Source organism: Paenibacillus sp. FSL W7-1279 (assembly GCF_037969845.1).
Classification (GTDB): Bacteria; Bacillota; Bacilli; order Paenibacillales; family Paenibacillaceae; genus Paenibacillus_AQ.
In genome coordinates, this window is record NZ_CP150215.1 from 317,857 (window position 1) to 337,874 (window position 20,018).

At 53.5% G+C, this 20,018-nt stretch carries 13 protein-coding genes, 1 other RNA gene and 1 pseudogene; 12 read left to right on the forward strand and 3 right to left on the reverse strand.

The annotated features are described in order from the left end of the window. Window positions 1–54: 54 nt before the first annotated feature. The gene (locus MKY82_RS01455; RefSeq protein WP_339295312.1) at window positions 55–822 is read right to left on the reverse strand and encodes an electron transfer flavoprotein subunit beta/FixA family protein; all 768 of its coding nucleotides are present in this window, start codon (window positions 820–822) and stop codon (window positions 55–57) included. A 38-nt stretch (window positions 823–860) separates the two neighbouring features. Beyond that, the gene (locus tag MKY82_RS01460) at window positions 861–1,451 is read right to left on the reverse strand and encodes a TetR/AcrR family transcriptional regulator (RefSeq protein ID WP_220686925.1); all 591 of its coding nucleotides are present in this window, start codon (window positions 1,449–1,451) and stop codon (window positions 861–863) included. A gap of 467 nt (window positions 1,452–1,918) precedes the next feature. Here MKY82_RS01460 and MKY82_RS01465 point away from each other — a divergent pair, with 467 nt between their 5' ends. The 11 genes from MKY82_RS01465 to MKY82_RS01515 all read left to right on the forward strand — a co-directional run bounded on the left by MKY82_RS01465 (window position 1,919) and on the right by MKY82_RS01515 (window position 18,508). Continuing rightward, a complete protein-coding gene (locus MKY82_RS01465; RefSeq protein WP_339295313.1) occupies window positions 1,919–4,099 on the forward strand; it encodes a heterodisulfide reductase-related iron-sulfur binding cluster in 2,181 nt (726 codons plus the stop codon). Further along, entirely contained in the window at window positions 4,096–6,537 is a 2,442-nt protein-coding gene (locus MKY82_RS01470) for a 3-hydroxyacyl-CoA dehydrogenase/enoyl-CoA hydratase family protein (protein ID WP_113061482.1), read from the forward strand. Before MKY82_RS01465 ends, MKY82_RS01470 begins: the two co-directional genes overlap by 4 nt. Window positions 6,538–6,885: 348 nt before the next feature. Then, window positions 6,886–8,076, forward strand: coding sequence for an acetyl-CoA C-acyltransferase (locus tag MKY82_RS01475; protein ID WP_339295314.1), 1,191 nt, complete (start codon window positions 6,886–6,888; stop codon window positions 8,074–8,076). A 633-nt stretch (window positions 8,077–8,709) separates the two neighbouring features. After that, window positions 8,710–10,500, forward strand: a complete 1,791-nt coding sequence (locus MKY82_RS01480) for an acyl-CoA dehydrogenase family protein (protein WP_339295315.1) — start codon at window positions 8,710–8,712, stop codon at window positions 10,498–10,500. Between the two features lie 101 nt (window positions 10,501–10,601). Beyond that, the gene (locus MKY82_RS01485; protein ID WP_220686922.1) at window positions 10,602–12,278 is read left to right on the forward strand and encodes a long-chain fatty acid--CoA ligase; all 1,677 of its coding nucleotides are present in this window, start codon (window positions 10,602–10,604) and stop codon (window positions 12,276–12,278) included. A gap of 99 nt (window positions 12,279–12,377) precedes the next feature. Beyond that, on the forward strand, window positions 12,378–12,827 hold the full coding sequence (locus tag MKY82_RS01490; RefSeq protein WP_220686921.1) for a PaaI family thioesterase: 450 nt from the start codon (window positions 12,378–12,380) through the stop codon (window positions 12,825–12,827). Between the two features lie 299 nt (window positions 12,828–13,126). Further along, window positions 13,127–13,357: a preprotein translocase subunit SecG gene (gene secG / locus MKY82_RS01495; protein WP_194540456.1), complete on the forward strand. Its 231-nt coding sequence runs from the start codon at window positions 13,127–13,129 to the stop codon at window positions 13,355–13,357. Window positions 13,358–13,552: 195 nt separating this feature from the next. Further along, window positions 13,553–16,198: a ribonuclease R gene (rnr, locus tag MKY82_RS01500; RefSeq protein ID WP_220686920.1), complete on the forward strand. Its 2,646-nt coding sequence runs from the start codon at window positions 13,553–13,555 to the stop codon at window positions 16,196–16,198. 150 nt (window positions 16,199–16,348) lie between these two features. Next, window positions 16,349–16,828, forward strand: a complete 480-nt coding sequence (smpB, locus tag MKY82_RS01505; protein WP_071219562.1) for an SsrA-binding protein SmpB — start codon at window positions 16,349–16,351, stop codon at window positions 16,826–16,828. A gap of 264 nt (window positions 16,829–17,092) precedes the next feature. Beyond that, window positions 17,093–17,457, forward strand: a transfer-messenger RNA (tmRNA) gene (ssrA, locus tag MKY82_RS01510). Window positions 17,458–18,388: 931 nt separating this feature from the next. Further along, entirely contained in the window at window positions 18,389–18,508 is a 120-nt protein-coding gene (locus MKY82_RS01515) for an AAA family ATPase (RefSeq protein ID WP_220686919.1), read from the forward strand. Between the two features lie 166 nt (window positions 18,509–18,674). On the opposite strand, the pseudogene MKY82_RS01520 reads toward MKY82_RS01515, so the two are convergent. Then, window positions 18,675–18,791, reverse strand: a pseudogene (locus MKY82_RS01520) (short-chain dehydrogenase); the annotation flags it as partial. Between the two features lie 140 nt (window positions 18,792–18,931). Here MKY82_RS01520 and MKY82_RS01525 point away from each other — a divergent pair. Then, window positions 18,932–19,768 carry an AraC family transcriptional regulator gene (locus tag MKY82_RS01525; RefSeq protein WP_220686918.1) on the forward strand — a complete coding sequence of 279 codons (837 nt, stop codon included), beginning with the start codon at window positions 18,932–18,934 and terminating at the stop codon, window positions 19,766–19,768. Window positions 19,769–20,018 lie beyond the last annotated feature (250 nt).

Consider the following 20,018-nt stretch of genomic DNA (forward strand, 5'->3'; position numbering starts at 1 on the left):
GCATTCAATAGTACGAGTTAAAGGGGTATATTCGTACATTCGAATACCCGTTCATCAGATCACTTTCGACTGGGTGCGGAGCAAGGATACCAGCTCATGCGCTACTTCGGCGGGCTCGCCCTTCAGAATGCGTCCTGCACTTCGCTCCGGCGGCAGGGACAGTTCGCTTTGCTTCGTTGCCGGCTGGATATCGGCTTCCGATAATCCGAGATCATCCAGGGTCAACGTCTGAAATGGTTTTTTCTTAGCCTTCATGATGCCAGGTAGCGATGGATAGCGTGGTTCGTTCAAACCTTGCTGTGCCGTAAAGATCGCCGGGAGCTGAACCTCCAGCACTTCAAGATCGCCTTCGGCATCCCGGTGCACTTTAGCCGTGGTACCGTTCAGCGTAAGCTTGGTAATGGAGCCGGCATGCGAAATACCAAGAAGGCTCGCCAGGCGAATGGCCACCTGACCCGAACCGCGGTCTACGGAGAAGTTGCCGCCAATGATCAGATCCGGGCTTACCTTGGACAAATACGCGTGCAGCACTTTGGATACCGCATATTCATCGTCTGGAATCCGCTCGTCGGAGATTAGCACGGCATCATCTGCACCCATCGCGAGGGCAGTGCGCAGGGCCTCTGCCGTACGATCCGGCCCGACGGACAAGAGTGTCACGCTGCCGCCGTGGTCATCCCGAAGCTTAACGGCCTCTTCCACCGCATATTCGTCATACGGATTGATGACAAATTTCACCCCATCCTCGGCAATCGATCCGTTCTCAATCGTAATTTTTTCCTCCGTGTCAAAGGTCTGTTTAAGCAATACCACAATCTTCATCGGTTAAACGCTCCCTTCAATATGAATATCAGCGGAACTTATTGTCCGCCGGAAACACCGTTCAGGAAAAAGCTAAGCGTCTCATCCGCCTGATCGGACAGAGAATACTTGCGGCCGGAGATCAGCCAAGAGGTTACCGCTTCGTCCATCGCGCCAAAAATCAGGTTGCGCACCAGCTTGACGTTCAGATCGGAACGGAATTTCTGTTCTTTGATGCCCTGTTCCAGAATATTCTCGATCAGCACAATATATGGCTTCAAAGCGCTGCCGATTTCCTTGCGCAGCTCCAGATCGCTCTGCCGCAGCTCAATCTGCGTGACATAAGCAAGCTCAGGATTGCTTTCCAGCTCCGAAAAATGGATGCTGCACACCGTCCGCAGCGCTTCCACGGCATCCGTGGTTCCTTCCACGCTTGCGTGGAATTTGCCGACCAGCTCGCCAAGCTTTTCCTGGAACAGGCGGATCAGGATATCCTCCTTCCTCTTAAAGTACAAATAGATGGTGCCGTCAGCCACGCCGGCAGCTTTGGCGATCTTGGAAACCTGGGACCGGTGGTAGCCGTTCTCGGCGAATACTTTCAGGGCGCCCTGGAGAATAAGGTGGTATTTTTCATTTTTTTTACTTGTCATATGCTCACCCCGGTGTTAGAATACAGTTAAAATTATGAATGAATACTCATTCATTTCTTGTATCCATCATAAAATACGTTCATGTCGTTGTCAACGATGGGTTACGAAGAAGCGCGAAATGGATGAAGCAGTTGGATCAGAGCAGCAGAATAAGGCGTTCATATCAGAGCAATAGACGGCAGTTCAACCGGAAGAAACAAGTCACTGGGTATCCGCAGGCAAGTACAGATGAGAGCGATGTACGGATGAAGAGATGCAGCCAGAAACGATGAAGTTCGGTTTAGAGTGGTCGGCACGGCACGATGTGGAGGTCTATTTTTGTTCCTCTAATGAAAGCGCTTCATATATGTCCCGACATGAACACATGACAAGAGGTTTCGGAAGGAGTGACAGGAGCTTCGCAAAATGGGACGCTGCACAAGACTATGAGAAGAAAGAAGGATTTTTAACGCAAGGGGCTGAGAGAGATGATTCTGACATTAATCAACGCGCTGCTCTTTGTCTTGATCACCGGTTGGGCGGTGTATATGTTCGCCACCGTGGTGTATCGCCGGTACCTGTATATCCGTTTGGGCAAGCCAGCGAATCTGAGGAAGGATCTGAAGGAACGCCTGAGCCAATTCGCCATCCAGGTATTCGGACAGAGCAAGCTGTTTAAGGATCGCAAGAGCGGCATCATGCATTTTATCGTGTTTTACGGATTTATCATTTTGCAGTTCGGTGCGCTCGACATCATCTGGAAGGGATTGTCCGGCCACAGCCTGCCGATTCCGGGGCACGCCGGCTTTATTCTCATGCAGGAGATTACGGTTGCGCTGATCCTGCTCGCTATCGGTTATGCGGCCTATCGCCGCTATGGCGAGAAGCTGAAACGGCTCAAGCGGGGCTGGAAGCCAAGCATTGTCGTGTTTTTCATCACCACGCTGATGGCTTCGGTGCTGCTGACGATGGCTTTTGAACGGCTTATGGAAGGACTGGCGTGGTCGGCCATGGCACCGATCTCCTCCAGCATTGCGGCCGTGTTTGCCTGGATGCCGCCGGTGGCGGTTACGGTTTGCTATTACGCGTTCTGGTGGCTGCATCTGTTGATTCTGCTATCGTTCCTTATCTATGTGCCGCAATCGAAGCATTTTCACCTCATTACGGCGCCGATCAACATTCTGGTTCGTCGCACCGATCCCCCGAGCAAGCTCAGCAAGCTGGACATGGAGGATGAAGAGGCCGAGGCATTCGGGGTAGGCAAGATTGAGGATTTTACGCAGAAGCAGATGCTCGATTTCTATGCCTGCGTCGAATGTGGAAGATGCACCAACGTATGCCCGGCCTCGAATACAGGCAAGCTGCTGTCGCCGATGCACATGATTGTGAAGCTAAGGGATCATCTCACGGAAAAAGGGGCTGCGCTCACCTCCAAATCGGCATGGATGCCAGCCTCTGTGTTTGGATCACCCGGCGTTCACTCCATGGGCGCAACGGATCTGGCCCTTGTCGGCTGGAAGGGCGAGGGCATTACCGATATCGGCCCGACGATGGAGGTGCAGAAGCGCTCCTGGCATCAGGTTGAGGGCGTTGACCCGAAGGACATTCAATTGATCGGCGGCGTCATGACGGAAGAAGAGATTTGGGCGTGCACGACCTGCCGCAACTGCGAGGATCAGTGCCCGGTCGCGAATGAGCACGTCGACAAAATCGTGGACCTTCGGCGTCATCTCGTTCTGATGGAGGGCAGCGTGCCGCAAGAAGGCCAGCGGGCGATGCAAAACATCGAGCGACAAGGGAACCCTTGGGGAATCAGCCGCGCGGACCGGAGCAAGTGGGTGAAGGAGGTCGATCCGGAAGGGACTTTGGATCTGAAAATTCCGACCGTGAAGGAAAATCCGGATTTCGACGTGCTGTTCTTTGTCGGCTCCATGGGCTCTTACGACAATCGCAGCCGCAAGATCACCAAGGCCTTTGTCCGGCTTATGAATGAAGCGGTCGTCAACTTCGCCATTCTCGGCAACGAGGAGAAGAATTCGGGCGATACGCCGCGCCGGATGGGCAATGAATTTCTGTTCCAGCAGCTGTGCATGGAGAACATCGAGACATTCCAGAAGTACGATGTGAAACGAATCGTGACGGCTTGTCCGCATACCTTCAATATTTTGAAGAATGAGTATCCGGAATTTGGGCTTGAAGCCGAGGTGATTCATCATACGGAGCTGCTGGACCAGCTGGTGAAGGAAGGGCGTCTTAAGCCCAAATACCGGGTTCAGGAGAAAATCACCTATCATGACTCCTGCTACCTGGGACGGTATAACGACGTGTATGATCAGCCGCGCAGCGTGCTTCGCGCCATTCCTGGCGTCGAGCTCCTGGAGATGGAGCGGAATCGCGAGAACGGGATGTGCTGCGGCGCCGGCGGCGGGCAGATGTGGATGGAGGAGGATGCGGGCAAGCGCGTGAATCTGGCGCGTACCGAGCAGGCGCTGGCTGTATCTCCGACGATGATCAGTTCAGCCTGTCCGTTCTGCCTGACGATGCTGGAGGACGGCACGAAGCTGAAGGAAGTGGAAGAAAGCGTAAAAACGCGAGATATCGCGGAAATCCTGGAGTTATCCGTATTCGGTCTATCCGAAATCCATGAACAGGAGGTCGTTGTGCAATGAGCAATACCATTACCAAGGAATCCGTCAGCGGTTCCGGTGTCGCAAGTCGAAACATAACCAAAGCCGCCGTGATCGGCTCTGGCGTCATGGGGTCGGGGATCGCCGCCCATCTCGCCAATGCCGGCATTCCCTGCCTGCTGCTCGACATCGTTCCGAAATCCTTAACCGCCGAAGAGGAAAAAGCCGGATTGTCGCTGGATCATCCGAAGGTACGAAACCGGCTTGCGGCCAAAGCCATTGCCGCTCTGCCCAAATCAAGCACAGCTCCGCTGTATAGCGCCGATTTTGTGGGCCGGATCACCCCAGGCAATACCGAGGATCATCTGAGCCAGCTGAAGGACGTGGATTGGATCATTGAGGTGGTCACGGAGCGCCTGGAGATCAAGAAAAGCATCTTCAAGCAGATTGAGGGCGTGCGCAAGGAAGGATCAATCGTCAGCACGAATACCTCCGGCATTTCCGTTAATGCGATGGTCGAGGACTGCAGCGAGGAATTCCGCAGCCACTTCCTGGGAACCCATTTCTTCAATCCGCCGCGTCATATGAAGCTGCTGGAGATTATCCCGGGCTTTGATACGGATCCGGACATTACAAAGTTTATGGTTGATTTCTGCACGAAGCGCCTTGGTAAAGGGGTTGTGCTTGCGAAGGATACGCCGAATTTCATCTCGAACCGGATCGGCACCTACGGTCTTCTGGTCACATTGCAGGAGATGGTGAAAAACAGCTATACCGTGGAGGAAGTGGATGCGGCCACGGGACCCGTTCTGGGGCGTCCGAAGAGCGCCACCTTCCGTACGCTGGATTTGGTCGGCATCGATACCTTTGTTCATGTGGCCAGAAACGTGTACGACTCCGTGCCGGACGGGAACGAGAAGGACGTGTTCACGGTTCCCGATGTCATGAATGAGCTTGTCACCCGCGGCTGGATCGGTGAGAAGGGCGGCCAGGGATTCTATAAAAAAGTAAAGAGCGAGCAAGGCAGCAAAATTTTATCGCTCAACCTGTCCACGATGGAGTACAATCCGAGCGCCAAAGTGAGCTCCGCTTCCATCGAAGCCGCCAAAGCGGTGAAGGGAGCCAAGCGGAAGATCAAGGCATTCCTCGGTACGCAGGATCGTTACTCTGAACTGGCTTGGAATGTATTGAAGCAAGTGCTTGTCTATGCGGCCGACAAGCTCGGAGAGATAGCCGATTCCATTCAGGACATCGACAACGCGATGAAATGGGGCTTCAACTGGGAGCTCGGTCCATTCGAGACCTGGGATCTGATCGGACTGCCGGAATCCGTGCAGCGCATGGAAGCGGAGGGCATGATCGTCCCGGCTTGGGTGAAGGATTGGATTGCCGCCGGGAACAAGTCCTTCTATCAGCAGAAGGACGGCGAGGTGTTCCATTATTTCAAAGGCGAGTATAAGGGCGTAGAGGTTCAGCCTGAGCTGATCTCGCTGCAAGCGCTCAAATCGCAAAACCGGATCATCCGCTCGAATACGGGGGCGAACCTGATTGATATTGGAGATGGCGTGGCATGTCTTGAATTCACGTCCCCGAACAATGCGATCGGCGCCGATATTCTGGTCATGATCCAGCAGAGCGTGGAAGAGGTCAGGGCCAATTACCGCGGGCTGGTGCTGGCGAACGAAGGCCGCAACTTCTGCGTCGGCGCCAACCTGATGCTTATGCTGATGGAAGCGCAGAGCGGCGATTGGGATGAGGTGGATGACATCATCCGTCTGTTCCAAGGCAGCATGATGAAGCTGAAGGGGCTAGAGAAGCCGGTTGTGGCTGCGCCTCACCGGATGACGCTGGGCGGCGGCGTGGAAGCGTGCCTGCCGGCTGACCGGATCATTTTCTCGGCGGAGACCTATTTCGGTCTCGTAGAAACGGGGGTCGGCCTCATTCCGGCAGGCGGCGGCTGCAAGGAGCTGGCGCTCATGACCAGCAACCGTCATCCCGATAAGGAGAGCGACCTCCAGCCGGAGATTAACAAAATCTTCGAGATGGTGGCGATGGCGAAGGCATCGACCAGCGGACATGAAGCAATCCGCATGGGTTATGGGCGCAGCGGGGATACGGTGGTCATGAATCAGGATTACCGGATCTATGAAGCGAAGCAGGCGGTACTTGCGATGGACCGGGCAGGCTATGTTCCGCCGCAGCCGGGCAAAGCCCGCGTGGTCGGCCGCGACGGCCGGGCCGTGCTCCAGATGGGCGCCATCGACATGAAGCGCAGCGGTTATATCAGCGATCACGATCTGTTGATCGCGAAGAAGCTGGCGCACATCCTGACGGGCGGCGATGTTCCCGCGGGAACGGTGGTGAGCGAGCAGCATCTGCTCGACCTGGAGCGGGAAGCGTTCCTCAGCCTGCTCGGCGAGGTCAAGACCCAGCAGCGCATGCAGCATATGCTGGCGAAAGGCAAGCCGCTGCGGAATTAGGGCGATTCAGCTTGGACGGTACTTCCTTGGCAATTTTGAGCGTCTCGACTTCCGGTCTCTCCTTGCCTTCGGTATCTTGAAAGCAATCAGGACATGACGAAAGCTAAATGTTGGTATAGTCCTTAAAGCTTCACAGCTAAAAGATTAGCTATCATCCGCAACGTGCGATTCACCAAATCAAACGTGGATACGGTACATGTGGCAGATTGTCCGTGCTGTTGAAGTTTGGGTGATGGCAGCTCTTTAATCAGTTCCACCTGTTACGAATTCATTTCACGGCCGATTAGCGGCCCGCGCAATTATAAACGGTATTGGATCCAACCATTTCAAGTTGATGAGGTGAATGGCATGAGAGAAGCAGTCATAGTATCCCTTGCCCGTACTCCGGTGGGGAAGGCGAAGAAGGGCAGTTTTGCCCAGACGCGCGTGGAGGATCTCGGCAAAGCCGTACTGGAAGCCGTCATTGAGCGTGCACCGGGCCTGAAAAAAGAGGACGTCGAGGATATCATCCTCGGCTGCGCGATGCCGGAAGGCGAGCAAGGCCTGAATGTCGCGCGGATTATCTCGCTATATGCGGGATATCCCGTGACGGTACCCGCGCTGACCGTCAATCGTTTCTGTTCCTCGGGGCTTCAGGCAATCGCTTTTGCGGCAGAACGCATCATGCTTGGTCATGCCGAGGTCATCGTCGCCGGCGGTGTCGAGAGCATGAGCCATGTGCCGATGACCGGCTTCAAGCCGGCGCCGCATCCGACGATCGTGGAAGAGATGTCGGAGGTGTACATTGGCATGGGCCATACCGCGGAAGAGGTGGCCCGTCGCTTCGGCATTACCCGCGAGGCGCAGGATGCCTTCGCGGCTAGCAGTCACCGCAAGGCCGCGGCGGCCATCGCGGAAGGGAAGTTCCGGGACGAGATCGTACCGGTGAACGTAACGCTGGCTGCGGCCGATGAGCAGGGCAAGGTGCGCAGCAAAACCTTTGCCTTCGATACGGATGAAGGGGTCCGGCCAGACACGACCCCGGTTGTGCTGGCTAAACTGAAGCCAGCCTTTGCCCTTGGCGGCTCGGTGACCGCGGGCAATGCGTCGCAGACGAGTGACGGCGCGGCGGCGGTAGCCGTCATGAGCCGCGAGAAAGCGGAGCAGCTGGGCCTTACCCCGCTGGCTACCTTCAAATCGTTTGCCCTGGCAGGCGTAGAGCCGGAGATTATGGGCGTCGGCCCCGTTGAAGCGATCCCGAAGGCGCTGCGCATGGCGGGCATTGAGCTGGATCAGGTGGATGTGTTCGAGATTAACGAGGCGTTCGCTTCGCAATGCCTCCACATCATCCGCGCGCTGGGTATCGACGAGAGTAAAGTCAACGTCAATGGCGGCGCTATTGCGCTCGGCCATCCGCTCGGCTGCACCGGCGCAAAACTGACCGTCAGCCTCGTCTCCGAGCTGGCCCGCCGCGGCGGCGGCTACGGCGTCGTGAGCATGTGTATCGGCGGCGGCATGGGAGCCGCGGGGGTGTTCGAGGTGCACGCAGCCGGGGCGTAAGGAGTAGGTGGTGCAGAATTACGCTACCTTCCAAGCGCCTAGAGGATATGGGGCGGGATTCTCGCATTAGTCTCTGCAGGTGCTCATTGTGGTTCGATTCGCGTTTGTCCTCAAGAGGACCTGCAGCTCCCAACAAGGTGTTAGGAAAAGTTAGTTCAATAACGTTTCTGATAATAATCGGTCAACCCAATCTAGATTCTTTAGTATCAAGTCTACTGGTCCTCTACTGATGCATGACCAGCCTATTCACTCTGAAATGTAGTCTTAGTGCCGTGTCCGCTCCGAACACGGACCGGACACGGCACCACCCACTCCAACCACAGGGGAGTGCAATGATAGCCAAAGGCAGGGGTCAGGACCTGAGCGCTCTAGCCCAGCGGAGAGGGCGGAATTGTACTGGAGAAGCGGCAGCGGTCGCCTTTGAGTTTGGATTTCTACTATTGATAGATCCATTCCTGGAAATCCACACTCAACAGCGATCGGAAGTACAATCCGCACGCGGAGCGGCCACTATTGCGCCGAAGTGAAGGTGTTTATGCCTCTATGCTCAACCCAGAAAAGTTACCACGGAGCAACACCTAGGCATTTCATTGCACTCCACCTTATTCCACATTCCGAAAGGGGAAACCAATCATGAGCGATAACCAAACCAAAGAACCGAAAATCAAAGGCGGCAGCTTTGTCATCGATAATCCCGATAAACAGCGCATCCTGACACCGGAGGATTTCACGGAAGAGCACCGCATGATCGGCGAGACGGTGCGTGATTTTATTGACGGGGAAGTCGTGCCGCATGATGAAGAGCTGGAGAAGCTGAATTACGAGATGACCGTAGATCTGCTTCGCAAGGCAGGCGAGCTGGGTCTGCTCGGGGCCGATGTGCCGGAGCCGTTCGGCGGGATCGGGCTGGATAAGGTCAGCTCTACGATTATTAACGAATCGTTGGCCAAAGGTTCGTCCTTTGCGCTTTCCTTCGGGGCTCATGTGGGGATCGGTACGCTGCCAATCGTGTTCTTCGGCACGACAGAGCAGAAGCAGAAGTACCTGCCGGATCTCTCGACCGGCGCTAAAATCGCGGCTTATTGCTTGACGGAGCCGACCTCCGGCTCGGATGCACTGGGTGCCAAAACGACGGCACGCTTGTCGGATGACGGCGACTATTATATTTTGAACGGATCGAAGCTATATATAACTAACGCCGGATTTGCGGATATTTTTATCGTCTACGCCAAGATTGACGGGGAGCACTTCACCGCGTTCATCGTCGAGAAGGAGATGGAGGGCTTCACGCTCGGTCCGGAGGAGAAGAAGATGGGCATCAAGGGCTCGTCGACGCGTCCGCTCTTTTTCGAAGACGTCAAGGTGCCGAAGGAGAACCTGCTCGGCGAGATCGGCAAAGGCCACCGGATTGCCTTTAACATCCTAAACATCGGCAGGTATAAATTGGCAGCCGGTACGGTCGGTGCGGCGAAGGAATCGATCGAGCTGAGCGCGAAATATGCTAACACCCGTAAACAGTTTGATACGCCTATCTCGCAGTTCCCGCTCATGCGCAAGAAGCTGGCCGAGATGAACATCACCACCTTCGTGATGGAGAGTATGGTTTACCGGACGGCAGGATTGCTGGACGAAGCGATGCAGGACATCGATTACAACAGCGAGGATGCCGGAATCCACTCGGCTGCGGCGATCTCTGACTATGCCATCGAATGCTCGATCAACAAGGTGTTCTGTTCGGAAGGACTCGATAACGTGGCAGACGAGGCGGTACAGATTCACGGGGGCTATGGATATATCCAAGAGTACAAAGTGGAACGCATCTATCGGGACTCCCGCATCAACCGTATCTTTGAAGGCACGAACGAGATCAACCGGCTCCTGATTCCGGGCACGCTCGTGAAGAAGGCCATGAAGGGTGAGATCGCGCTCCTGCAAAAAGCACAAGGTCTCCAAGGAGAGCTGCTGCAGCTGGTACCTGGTCAAACCTTCGAGGGCACACTAGAGCAGGAAGCGCACTTCCTGGAGATGAGCAAGAAGATTTTCCTCCTTGCAGGCGGTATGGCGGTACAGAAGTTCGGAACGAAGCTGGAGAAAGAGCAGGAGGCCTTGTCCAATCTGGCGGATATGATGATTGATATTTATGCTCTCGAGAGTGCGCTGCTGCGTACCCGCAAGCAAATCGAACGCACCTCCGAGGAAAAAGCAGCCGGCATGATCGAGATGACGCAGGTGTTTGCATACGAGGCGTTCCAGCGCATTGAAGCACTTGCAAAAGAAACGCTGGCCTCAGTGGAAACCGGGGATATGCTGCGGATGCAGCTGTCGGTGCTCAAGAAACTGACGCGTTGCACGCCGGTCGATACGGTGGCCCTCAAGCGCAGCATCGCAGCCCGCGTGGTCAAGAACGAGCGGTACACGGTGTAACACGCGTCAACGCCAATACGATGCGTAAGTAACCGCAAAAGAGAGAGATTTTTCTTGGAGTAGGAAAGAAGGAGCATTCCTTAGGAAAGGGTTGGTTTTGTATGGATACAAAGCCTTGGCTGCCGTTTTATCCGCCCGAAGTAGCCCCCGCTTTTGATTATCCGAAACAGAATTTGGCATCATTTCTCGTGACGTCGGCACAGAAGTTTCCGAATCGGCCGGCCATGTATTTCATGGGCAAGACGATCAACTATAGAAGTCTGCTGGAGTCGTCCTATCGTATGGCGAACGCGCTCCGCAGCAAAGGAATTAAGAAGGGCGACCGGGTAGCGATCATGCTGCCCAACTGCCCGCAGGTGGTGATCTCGTATTATGGCGTGCTGCTGGCCGGAGCCGTTGCCGTCATGACCAACCCGCTCTATATGGAGCGGGAAATTGCGCATCAGATGAAGGATTCCGGTGCCAAGATCATCATTACCATGGATATGTTTGTGTCCCGCGTTGAAAAAGTCATCGAGGAGACGGAACTGGAGCATATGATCGTCACGTCCGTGGCGGATTACCTGCCATTCCCCAAAGATCTTCTCTACCCGATCAAAGCCAAGAAGGAGGGCCCTCTTCCGGTCGTCAATTATGGGAGCCGCGTCCATGCCTTCAAGAAGCTGCTCGCCAGCGCGCCGAATGACCCGATCTGCGAACCCGTGAAGGCGGAGAAGGACTTGGCACTGCTCCAGTATACGGGTGGTACGACGGGTGTTCCTAAAGGCGTCATGCTGACGCATATGAATCTGATCGCCAACACCTTGCAGTCCGCGAACTGGTGCTTTCAGGTGGAGGATGGGAAGGAGCGCTATTTAGCGGTTTTGCCCTGTTTTCACGTGTTCGGACTGACCGTGCTGCTGAACCAGGCCATCTACCGTGCCGGCATGCTGATATTGGTACCGAAATTCGAAGTGACGATGATTCTGAACCTGATCAAAAAAATGAAGCCGACGCTTTTCCCGGGCGCGCCGACCATGTATATCGCACTGATTAATCATCCCAAGATCAGGGAATATGACCTCTCTTCGATTAATGCTTGCGTCAGCGGCTCTGCCGGGCTTCCGGTTGAGGTGCAGGATAAGTTCGAGGAGCTGACCAAAGGACGGCTGATCGAAGGCTATGGCCTGACTGAAGCTTCCCCGGTTACTCATGTGAATCCGATCTGGGGAAGGCGCAAAATCGGCACCATCGGCGTACCTGTTCCGGATACGGATGCTAAGGTGGTCGATCCCGATACGGGCGAAGAAATGCCCATCGGGGAGCCTGGTGAGCTAATAGTAAAAGGACCGCAGGTGATGATGGGGTACTGGAACCGGCCGGAGGAGACGTTCGACACGCTGCGAAACGGCTGGTTGTTCACAGGGGATATGGCAACGATGGACGAAGAGGGGTATTTTACGATCATCGACCGCAAGAAGGACATGATCATTGCAAGCGGTTTCAATATTTACCCTCGGGAGATCGAGGAAGTACTGTATGAGCATCCTTCCGTCAAGGAAGCCGTCGTTGTCGGAACGAAGGACGATTATCGCGGCGAAACCGTGAGGGCTTATATCGTGCTGAAGGATGGCGCGTCTCCGGACCCTTCGGGCCTTGAGAAGTTTTGCCGCAGTCAGCTGGCAGCCTATAAGGTGCCGCGCGAGTACGTGTTCCGCGATTCGCTGCCGAAGACGATGGTAGGCAAGGTGCTGCGCCGCAAACTGCTGGAGGAGGAAGAGGAAGGTAGAACGGGCTGAAGCGCAGAATAGCGGAGCAGGCACGTTAAGTGATTCATGTTATCCCGCTGGAATGGATACAGTACTAACGACGTCATAACAAAAAAAGGAGGCGGCCTGATGAATCATACCAATGCCAATCCGGATACGAAGGCCGGGCAGCCGGAATTCGACCGGGAGGCGTACATTGAGGCCATGACTCGAGCGGCGGAGCCCACCTTCTGGGGATATCTCGGCTGCAAGCTTGCGTCTGCCAGTCCGGAGGCGGTTGTCGTCACGCTGGATGCCCAGCCACATCATATGAATATGATGGGCATCGTGCATGGCGGCGTACTCTCCTCATTGATGGATAACGCCATGGGCATTGCCGTCATGCTGGAGCGCCCCGGCGAATCCACGGTGACGAGCAATCTGAACGTGCATTTTGTCATGCCGGCCAGAGCGGGTCTCCTTACCGTAACGGCAAGCATCGTGCATCAGACGCACCGTTCGGTCACAACAGAATGCAGAATTGCGAACGAGAAGGGCGATCTTGTAGCGATCAGCACAGGATCCTTCCGAGTGAAATAAAGCAGCCTTGGCTGCTATGAAACAGGTGGTCTGCCAGCGCTGGAGGGGCAGGCCATTTGTTTTTTGGCGAGCGAATCATGGTGTGGCCGGATATGGAGTGTCAGTCCATACCGCCAATCGACGATGTTAGGCGACTTCCAACCGGCTGGCCGAGCAGATTTTTTGTTGGGATTGTTCCCCGCACTTCTTGTCAGGCCATTAAAGCTGTGGTACAATAAAAATGCTGTTTTTCATGTAGAATCTAGAATGTCTCTTCAGATCATAAATTTAGATGTTTACATACGTAGGAGGTGGAAGTCATGGTTGTATTTTTTGAAGTGTTGCTTGTTATTTTCTCCATCGGGTTGATTACTGTCGTTCTTCTCCAAAAAGGGAAAAGCGCAGGTCTTGCCGGTGCCATCTCCGGCGGTGCGGAACATCTTTTTGGTAAAACAAAGGCTCGCGGTATGGATCTCGTACTGCAGCGTACAACGGTAGGTCTTGCAACAGGATTTATGATTTTGGCCATCGTTGTTGCTATGTTGAAATAACAATGAACGTTACCCTCGCTTTTTCACTCTTGGAAGAGCGGGGGTTTTTTATTGCCTGAATTTCGGAATACATAGGTTAAGACGGTGTTCGGAAGGATACCGAGGATTAAATTCGTGTATACTAGGGTATGAGTATATGAAGGTAAAGAATGGATAGCGGAACGATGAAATTGCAGGTTCCCCGAGGTGATAATGATGATAACTGAAGAAATATTACTGAATTTTATGCGGGAAACTGCATACAAGCCGATGACGTACCAGGAATTGGAGCAGCATTTTGCCATTAAGGATGCCCATGAATTCAGGGAATTCTTGAAGCTGCTGAATGAGCTTGAGCAATCCGGAAAAATCATTCTGACCAGCACCCAGCGATATGGCGTGCCGGAACGGATGAATTTGCTGCGCGGACGACTGCAGGCTCATGCGAAGGGTTTTGCCTTTCTGATTCCTGATGATCGCGAGCACCCGGATGTGTACATTCATGCTAATGACTTGAAGAGTGCGATGAATGGAGATATCGTGCTTATCCGGATCAGTTCCCAAAGCAGCGACGGCGGCAAAATGGAAGGCGAAGTGGTCCGTATCGTGACGCGCGCCGTCACCCAAGTCGTGGGTGTATTCCAGAACCATGAAGCCTATGGCTTTGTGCTGCCGGATGACAAGCGGATCAACCGGGATATTTTTATTCCGAAGCATGCGATTAACGGAGCCGTTGATGGCGTGAAGGTCGTGGTGAAGCTGGTCAGCTATCCGGAAGGAAGAGCGGCGGCAGAGGGCGAAGTGGTGGAGATTCTGGGTCACAAGGACGATCCGGGCGTCGATATCCTGTCCATTATCCGCAAGCATCAGCTGCCAGAAGGCTTTCCGGAGGAAGTTCTGGCCGAGGCAGATGCAGCGCCGGATGCCATTTCGGAAGAAGAGATTGTACAGCAGGGACGCCGGGATCTGCGCGGCTTGAACATTGTGACGATTGACGGCGAAGATGCCAAGGATCTTGATGATGCGGTGAATGTGGAACGTCTGCCGAACGGGAATTACCGTTTGGGCGTTCATATTGCCGATGTCAGTTATTATGTCCGTGACCGCTCCGAGCTGGATAAGGAAGCTTACAATCGCGGCTGCAGTGTGTATTTGGTGGATCGGGTTATTCCGATGCTGCCGCACCGTCTGTCCAACGGCATATGCAGTTTGAATCCGCAGGTGGATCGTCTGACGATGTCCTGTGAGATGGAATTCAACGAGCAGATGAAAGTTGTGAAGCACGATATTTTCACGAGTGTTATTCGTACAAAAGAACGGATGACGTATAACAATGTACGTAAAATCCTGGTGGATGAGGATCCGGAGCTGATCGAGCGTTACAGTGACCTCGTGGAGGATTTCCGCTTGATGCGCGAGCTGGCGCTGAAGCTGCGGAATCGCCGGATGCGCCGGGGCGCGGTGGATTTTGATTTTGTGGAATCCAAAGTCATCGTGGATGAGAACGGCAAACCCGTGGATATCGTTAAAAGAGAGCGTTCCATCGCGGAGCAGATCATTGAGGAATTCATGCTGGCGGCCAACGAAACCGTGGCTGAGCATTTCCACTGGCTGAAAGTACCGTTCATCTACCGGATCCATGAGGACCCAGATCAGGAGAAGCTGCAGAACTTTATGGCATTCGCGGCCAATTTCGGGCATCAGGTGAAGGGACGGGGCAACTCGATCCATCCGCGTGCGCTGCAAAACCTGCTGGAAGCCATTCAAGGCACGAAGGAGCAAACGGTGCTCAGCACCATGATGCTCCGTTCGATGAAGCAGGCGAAATATGACGCGGAGAGCACGGGTCACTTCGGCCTTGCTGCGGAATATTATTCTCACTTTACGTCTCCGATTCGGCGTTACCCCGATCTGGTTATTCACCGGGTCATCCGGGAAGTGCTGGAGAACGGCGGCGCGCTCGATGAGAAGCGTCATGAGGTGCTGGCGGGCCGGATGGCTGACATCGCTCAGCAATCTTCGGAGCGCGAGCGTGTGGCCGTGGATGCGGAGCGCGATACGGAAGCGCTCAAGAAAGCCGAGTTCATGCTGGATAAAGTCGGCGAAGAGTTCGAAGGCATTATCAGCAGCGTGACCAGCTTCGGTATGTTCATCGAGCTGGAGAACACGGTCGAAGGCTTGATTCGCCTCAGCGCGATGACCGACGATTATTATCATTTCGATGAGGGCCATATGGCGCTCATCGGGGAGCGGACCTCGAAGGTATACCGCATCGGTGATGATGTGAAGGTTCGCGTGGCGAAGGTGAACATGGACGATCACACCATCGATTTTGAGATGGTGGATATGAAGCCGCGCCGCCAAGGGCGCGGCGAAGGCGACCGCGGCGGCAATGGCGGCCGCGGATTTGGTGCCCGCGACGGCGCAGCCCGCGGGGGTAAGGGCCGCGGCGGTAAGCGCGGCGCGGCTGAAGGCGGCGCGCCAGGCGGACGCCGCAAGGACAGCGCCGGCGGCCAGGGTGGCCGCGGCGATGCCCCGCCGAGCGGGCGTGGTGCGCGCGGTGGCGGTGAAGCAGCTGCTGGAGCTGGCGAGCAGCAGGCGTCGAACTTCGCCTTTGGCTCCGGCAAAGGCGGCTACAGCTCCGCCAGCGGCGGCGCCCTCGGCTTTGACCGCAACGCGCGCTCTGGTGGTGCCGGCGGCAAGGGTCGACGCAAGAAGACGGCGGGCAGCGGCATTTTCATCGGCGAAGGTCCAACACCAGGCGGCAATACTGGTGGCAACTCCGGTGGCGGCGGTGGCCGCAAACGGAAGAGCAAGGGCGGAAACGGCACGGCCGCTTTTGTCCGCAAGAAGAAAAAGTAACATTCTCCTCCTGATCTGTCACTGGAGGCGCTTGCCCCACCTTGCTTTTGGAGGCTGACGTTTGATACAATGGACTTCTGGTGAGATTGCATTGGCGGTCTGCCGGAAGTCCTTTTTCCATTATCATTGTTGATGACAAGGGGTGAGACCATGGGTAAGAAAAGTGACGGGAAGGTTCTGGCCCAGAACAAAAAAGCTTCCCATGATTACTTCATCGAGGATACGTATGAAGCCGGGATGGTGCTGACCGGAACGGAGATCAAATCCATACGGAACGGCCGCGTCAATATCGGAGATGCATTCGCAACCATTCGGAATGGCGAGATCCATATCCATAACATGCATATCAGCCCGTTCGAGCAAGGGAACCGCAACAACCCAACGGATCCTACGCGGACACGGAAGCTGCTGCTGCACAAGGAGCAGATCCGCAAGCTGCTGGGCCTGTCCAAGCAGGACGGTTACGCGATCGTACCGCTGAAGATCTACGTTCGTAACGGCTATGCCAAGTTATTGCTGGGCCTCGGTAAAGGTAAGCGTCAGTACGACAAGCGTGCCGATGCCGCCAAGAAGGATGCACAACGCGATATCCAGCGTGCGCTGCGCGAGAAGCAGAAGATTGCAAGGTAATGGAGCAACTTGCCCGATGGCAGCTTTTAGCTGTGTTACCTGCAATGTATATATCATTTTGATGTAAAATGTGATATACTAGGTGATGTAAGAGAGATCAACAAGATCTTTGACAATCAGCATACAGCCTGCGTATTCCTTTCTTGGAGGGAAAGAATGCGCAATAGATGGACTGCTATGACTGAATACATTCTTTGATTTAATCCGATAGCCCTTTTTGGCAGGAACGCCAAGGTGCGAAGCACCGGCATTTCTCCAACTTAAGGGGGCGTTTTTGGATTCGACGGGGATAGTTCGGGCATGAGTAGCGGGTAGTGGGGACGCGTCCACTTCATCAACGCTAAAGCCAATTAAACGGCAAACAACAAAACAACTACGCTTTCGCAGCTTAATAACCTGTGAGCGTGCTCTCGCTCTGTATCGCCCATGTACCGGGATGAGGGCTCAACTTTAGTGGGATACGCTGTCTAGTCTCCGCCTGGGGCTAGCTGAAGAAGACAATCAGGCTGACCTGAAGGGAATCCGGTGACAGGGAGTTCCTAGGGTGACATCAAATCTGTCACTACACCCGTAGAAGCTTGTGTTGTCGTTATCTTCGGACAGGGGTTCGACTCCCCTCGCCTCCATACATAAAATCGAAAAGCGACCTTGTGAGGTCGCTTTTTTGCGTGAAAATAAAAGAGAACCTTTATGACATGCATTGCAGCAAAAATAACAATAGTCGAAGTTAACTTTGCTTGTATCTCGTTTTGACTCGTTGAATGGCAGATTGACAATTATGAGAGTTAAAGTAAATATTTGCGGGAACGGCAAGCATTTACTTTAATAAACTTACGGCAAACCTTTGCTTTAAGTGTTATAAAAAAGTCCCATAAAGGGAATTTTGTATCCAGTCTTAAAAAGCTTTTGACTGGCGGGAGTTTAAGGTGGACCCACACAGTTTAAGAGAGGGCATTTGTCGCTGACCAGCCTTTCATTTTTAAAAATAACATTCCAAATAAGAAAAAATGCTCTCAAGCAATGGATATATGCACGTACAAGCGATCGCCGATGAAATAGGTTGTAAAAAAAACACTATACAATCACTTTCCTACACTTTGTAAAGCCCAAACGATAAAATGGAAGCAATACCTGGGGAGACGTAAACATATACGACTAGAAAATATTAAACAAGAAATTACGAATCTTTTTGAAAAGTATTCATGTCAAGGAAGGCAGATACTGAAAATTATGGAATAGATATTTGTAGTGATGAAATCGATTTGAAGGGCAATAAAGTTTCTGCTAATGATTTTAGAGCTGTGCTAGCGTTTCTTGGGCATAACTATAACAATGAGGACATAAAAAGGCTACTGGTTTCAAGTGGCGTGCCAATTGACAAAACTGATACGTATTCGAGCCTTGTTGTGCGAGCACGCGGACGGGATCGGAAGTGTTCGTGTCAGCGAATTCTTCTTGGAGTAGGAGCATCGCTATTCTCTGCTCATAAAATTTTTATGAGTTGTTATTGTATTCGTATGGTGGAATATAGAAAAAGGGGTTTTTGGGAGGTCCACCTCAATGCATAGTTCTAAATTAACCATATGTAACTTTAGAAACTTTAAAAATGTGGATTTTAAATTCACACATGAGGTAAACACTCTGATTGGTGAAAATGGATCAGGTAAAACGAATGCATGATGAGTAAATAGGAAATTAGTGAGAAAGCCAATTGAATTTCTGCAAATTTTATTTTGTAAGGGTGAGATTGAATTCGTCTGAGCTATGCCTTGAAAAGCTCCCCCCTTTATAATCTACTTAATCCTTTGACTCCGTGAACAGCCACAACTAACCGTTTCAAACCATTGCTGGTTGAGTAAATGAGGGCAATTGTAAATGGTGTAAAAGCCAGCCCGGATGTGACGTTAATGATCGCCCCTAATTCTTTTGCCACGAAAAAAGGAGCGAGCAGCATGGACAGATGGACCTGAAGGCCTCAATAAAGCTGCAGCTCGGTGGTGCTTGCGGTGTCCGGGCTGCGCTTATTCTAAAATGTTGTCCGAAGCCGCCGATCGCGCTAAAATGGCTTTAAATGAAACGCTTCAATAAAACGGAGGCTTCGCCGTGACGATTAAATGGATTGACTTGTCCAGGAATGCGATAGATTTATACGAGCAGAAGCATACGGGCGGACATCTCGTGTCTGAGCACTATCACCAGACGCACCAGCTGCTGTTTGTGCTGGAGGGCGAAGGCGCTATCCAGCTGGGGGAGGAGGAACGGAAGCTAGTGGTCGACGATACGGCGCTGATCGTGCCGTATTCCGTCCACTCGGTCATGTCCGACTCTAGGCTGACCTTGCTAGTGTTGGCGTTTGATGAGGCGGTGCTCGATCCGGATATGAAGGAGCAGCTGCTCCACGCCTATTTCCCGGACTCCTGTCTGATGAAACCGGGATTGTTTGCCGCGAGCGAGCTGCGTCAGTTGCTCAGGAAAATGCTGTTCGAGCAGTCCAGGGAGCTGTCGCCGCTCATCCGTCTATCGCTCAAAGTCCAGCTGTCTCAGCTGCTGCTCTTGCTGGTTCGTCCGGCCGGAACAGAGGCCGCCGGAGCGGGCTCCAGCTCCAACAGACTGCGCGCTGAGAAAATACGCAGCTATATCGATTCACAGTATTTTGATCCGCTGACCGCGGGGGACATCGCCTCCAAACTGGGCATCAGCACACGGCACGTGAACAACATCTTCAAGGAACGGTACGACATGACACCGATGCAATATTTGACCGAGGTGCGCATCCGCATCGCCCAGAAGCTGCTGGCCGAAACGGGCAAGGACATTATTTCGATCTGCTTTGAGGTTGGTTATGACTCCGTGTCCACATTTTACCGGTCGTTCAAGTCTGTCGCCAAGCTGTCCCCGAAAACGTACCGGGAGCTGAACGCACCCGCGCAAGCCGAGTAGGCAGGCCTTCCGTCAAAAAGGACAAACGAGCGCACAAACGTGCGATCAAACGAACAAGAATGCGATCAGCGGCCGACTGGCCGATTGATTGAAACGTAATTCCCCCTTCATCCCCCATTGGCTAAGCGCCCGCGGGGGATGTTGTTTTTCGCTCGAACAATTCGCTTCCGAAATTGAGAATCGTGTTCCCGGAATCGTAAGAAATGCGGTTTCGCACCGACTATAATACAGATATACGAAGCGAAGGGGG

Excerpts from the sequence above, each read along its gene's own strand:
- MKY82_RS01455 (WP_339295312.1), bottom strand. The coding sequence starts at position 822 with ATGAAGATTGTGGTATTGCTTAAACAGACCTTTGACACGGAGGAAAAA.
- MKY82_RS01460 (WP_220686925.1), bottom strand. The coding sequence starts at position 1,451 with ATGACAAGTAAAAAAAATGAAAAATACCACCTTATTCTCCAGGGCGCC.
- MKY82_RS01465 (WP_339295313.1), top strand. The coding sequence starts at position 1,919 with ATGATTCTGACATTAATCAACGCGCTGCTCTTTGTCTTGATCACCGGT.
- MKY82_RS01470 (WP_113061482.1), top strand. The coding sequence starts at position 4,096 with ATGAGCAATACCATTACCAAGGAATCCGTCAGCGGTTCCGGTGTCGCA.
- MKY82_RS01475 (WP_339295314.1), top strand. The coding sequence starts at position 6,886 with ATGAGAGAAGCAGTCATAGTATCCCTTGCCCGTACTCCGGTGGGGAAG.
- MKY82_RS01480 (WP_339295315.1), top strand. The coding sequence starts at position 8,710 with ATGAGCGATAACCAAACCAAAGAACCGAAAATCAAAGGCGGCAGCTTT.
- MKY82_RS01485 (WP_220686922.1), top strand. The coding sequence starts at position 10,602 with ATGGATACAAAGCCTTGGCTGCCGTTTTATCCGCCCGAAGTAGCCCCC.
- MKY82_RS01490 (WP_220686921.1), top strand. The coding sequence starts at position 12,378 with ATGAATCATACCAATGCCAATCCGGATACGAAGGCCGGGCAGCCGGAA.
- secG (WP_194540456.1), top strand. The coding sequence starts at position 13,127 with ATGGTTGTATTTTTTGAAGTGTTGCTTGTTATTTTCTCCATCGGGTTG.
- rnr (WP_220686920.1), top strand. The coding sequence starts at position 13,553 with ATGATAACTGAAGAAATATTACTGAATTTTATGCGGGAAACTGCATAC.
- smpB (WP_071219562.1), top strand. The coding sequence starts at position 16,349 with ATGGGTAAGAAAAGTGACGGGAAGGTTCTGGCCCAGAACAAAAAAGCT.
- MKY82_RS01515 (WP_220686919.1), top strand. The coding sequence starts at position 18,389 with ATGCATAGTTCTAAATTAACCATATGTAACTTTAGAAACTTTAAAAAT.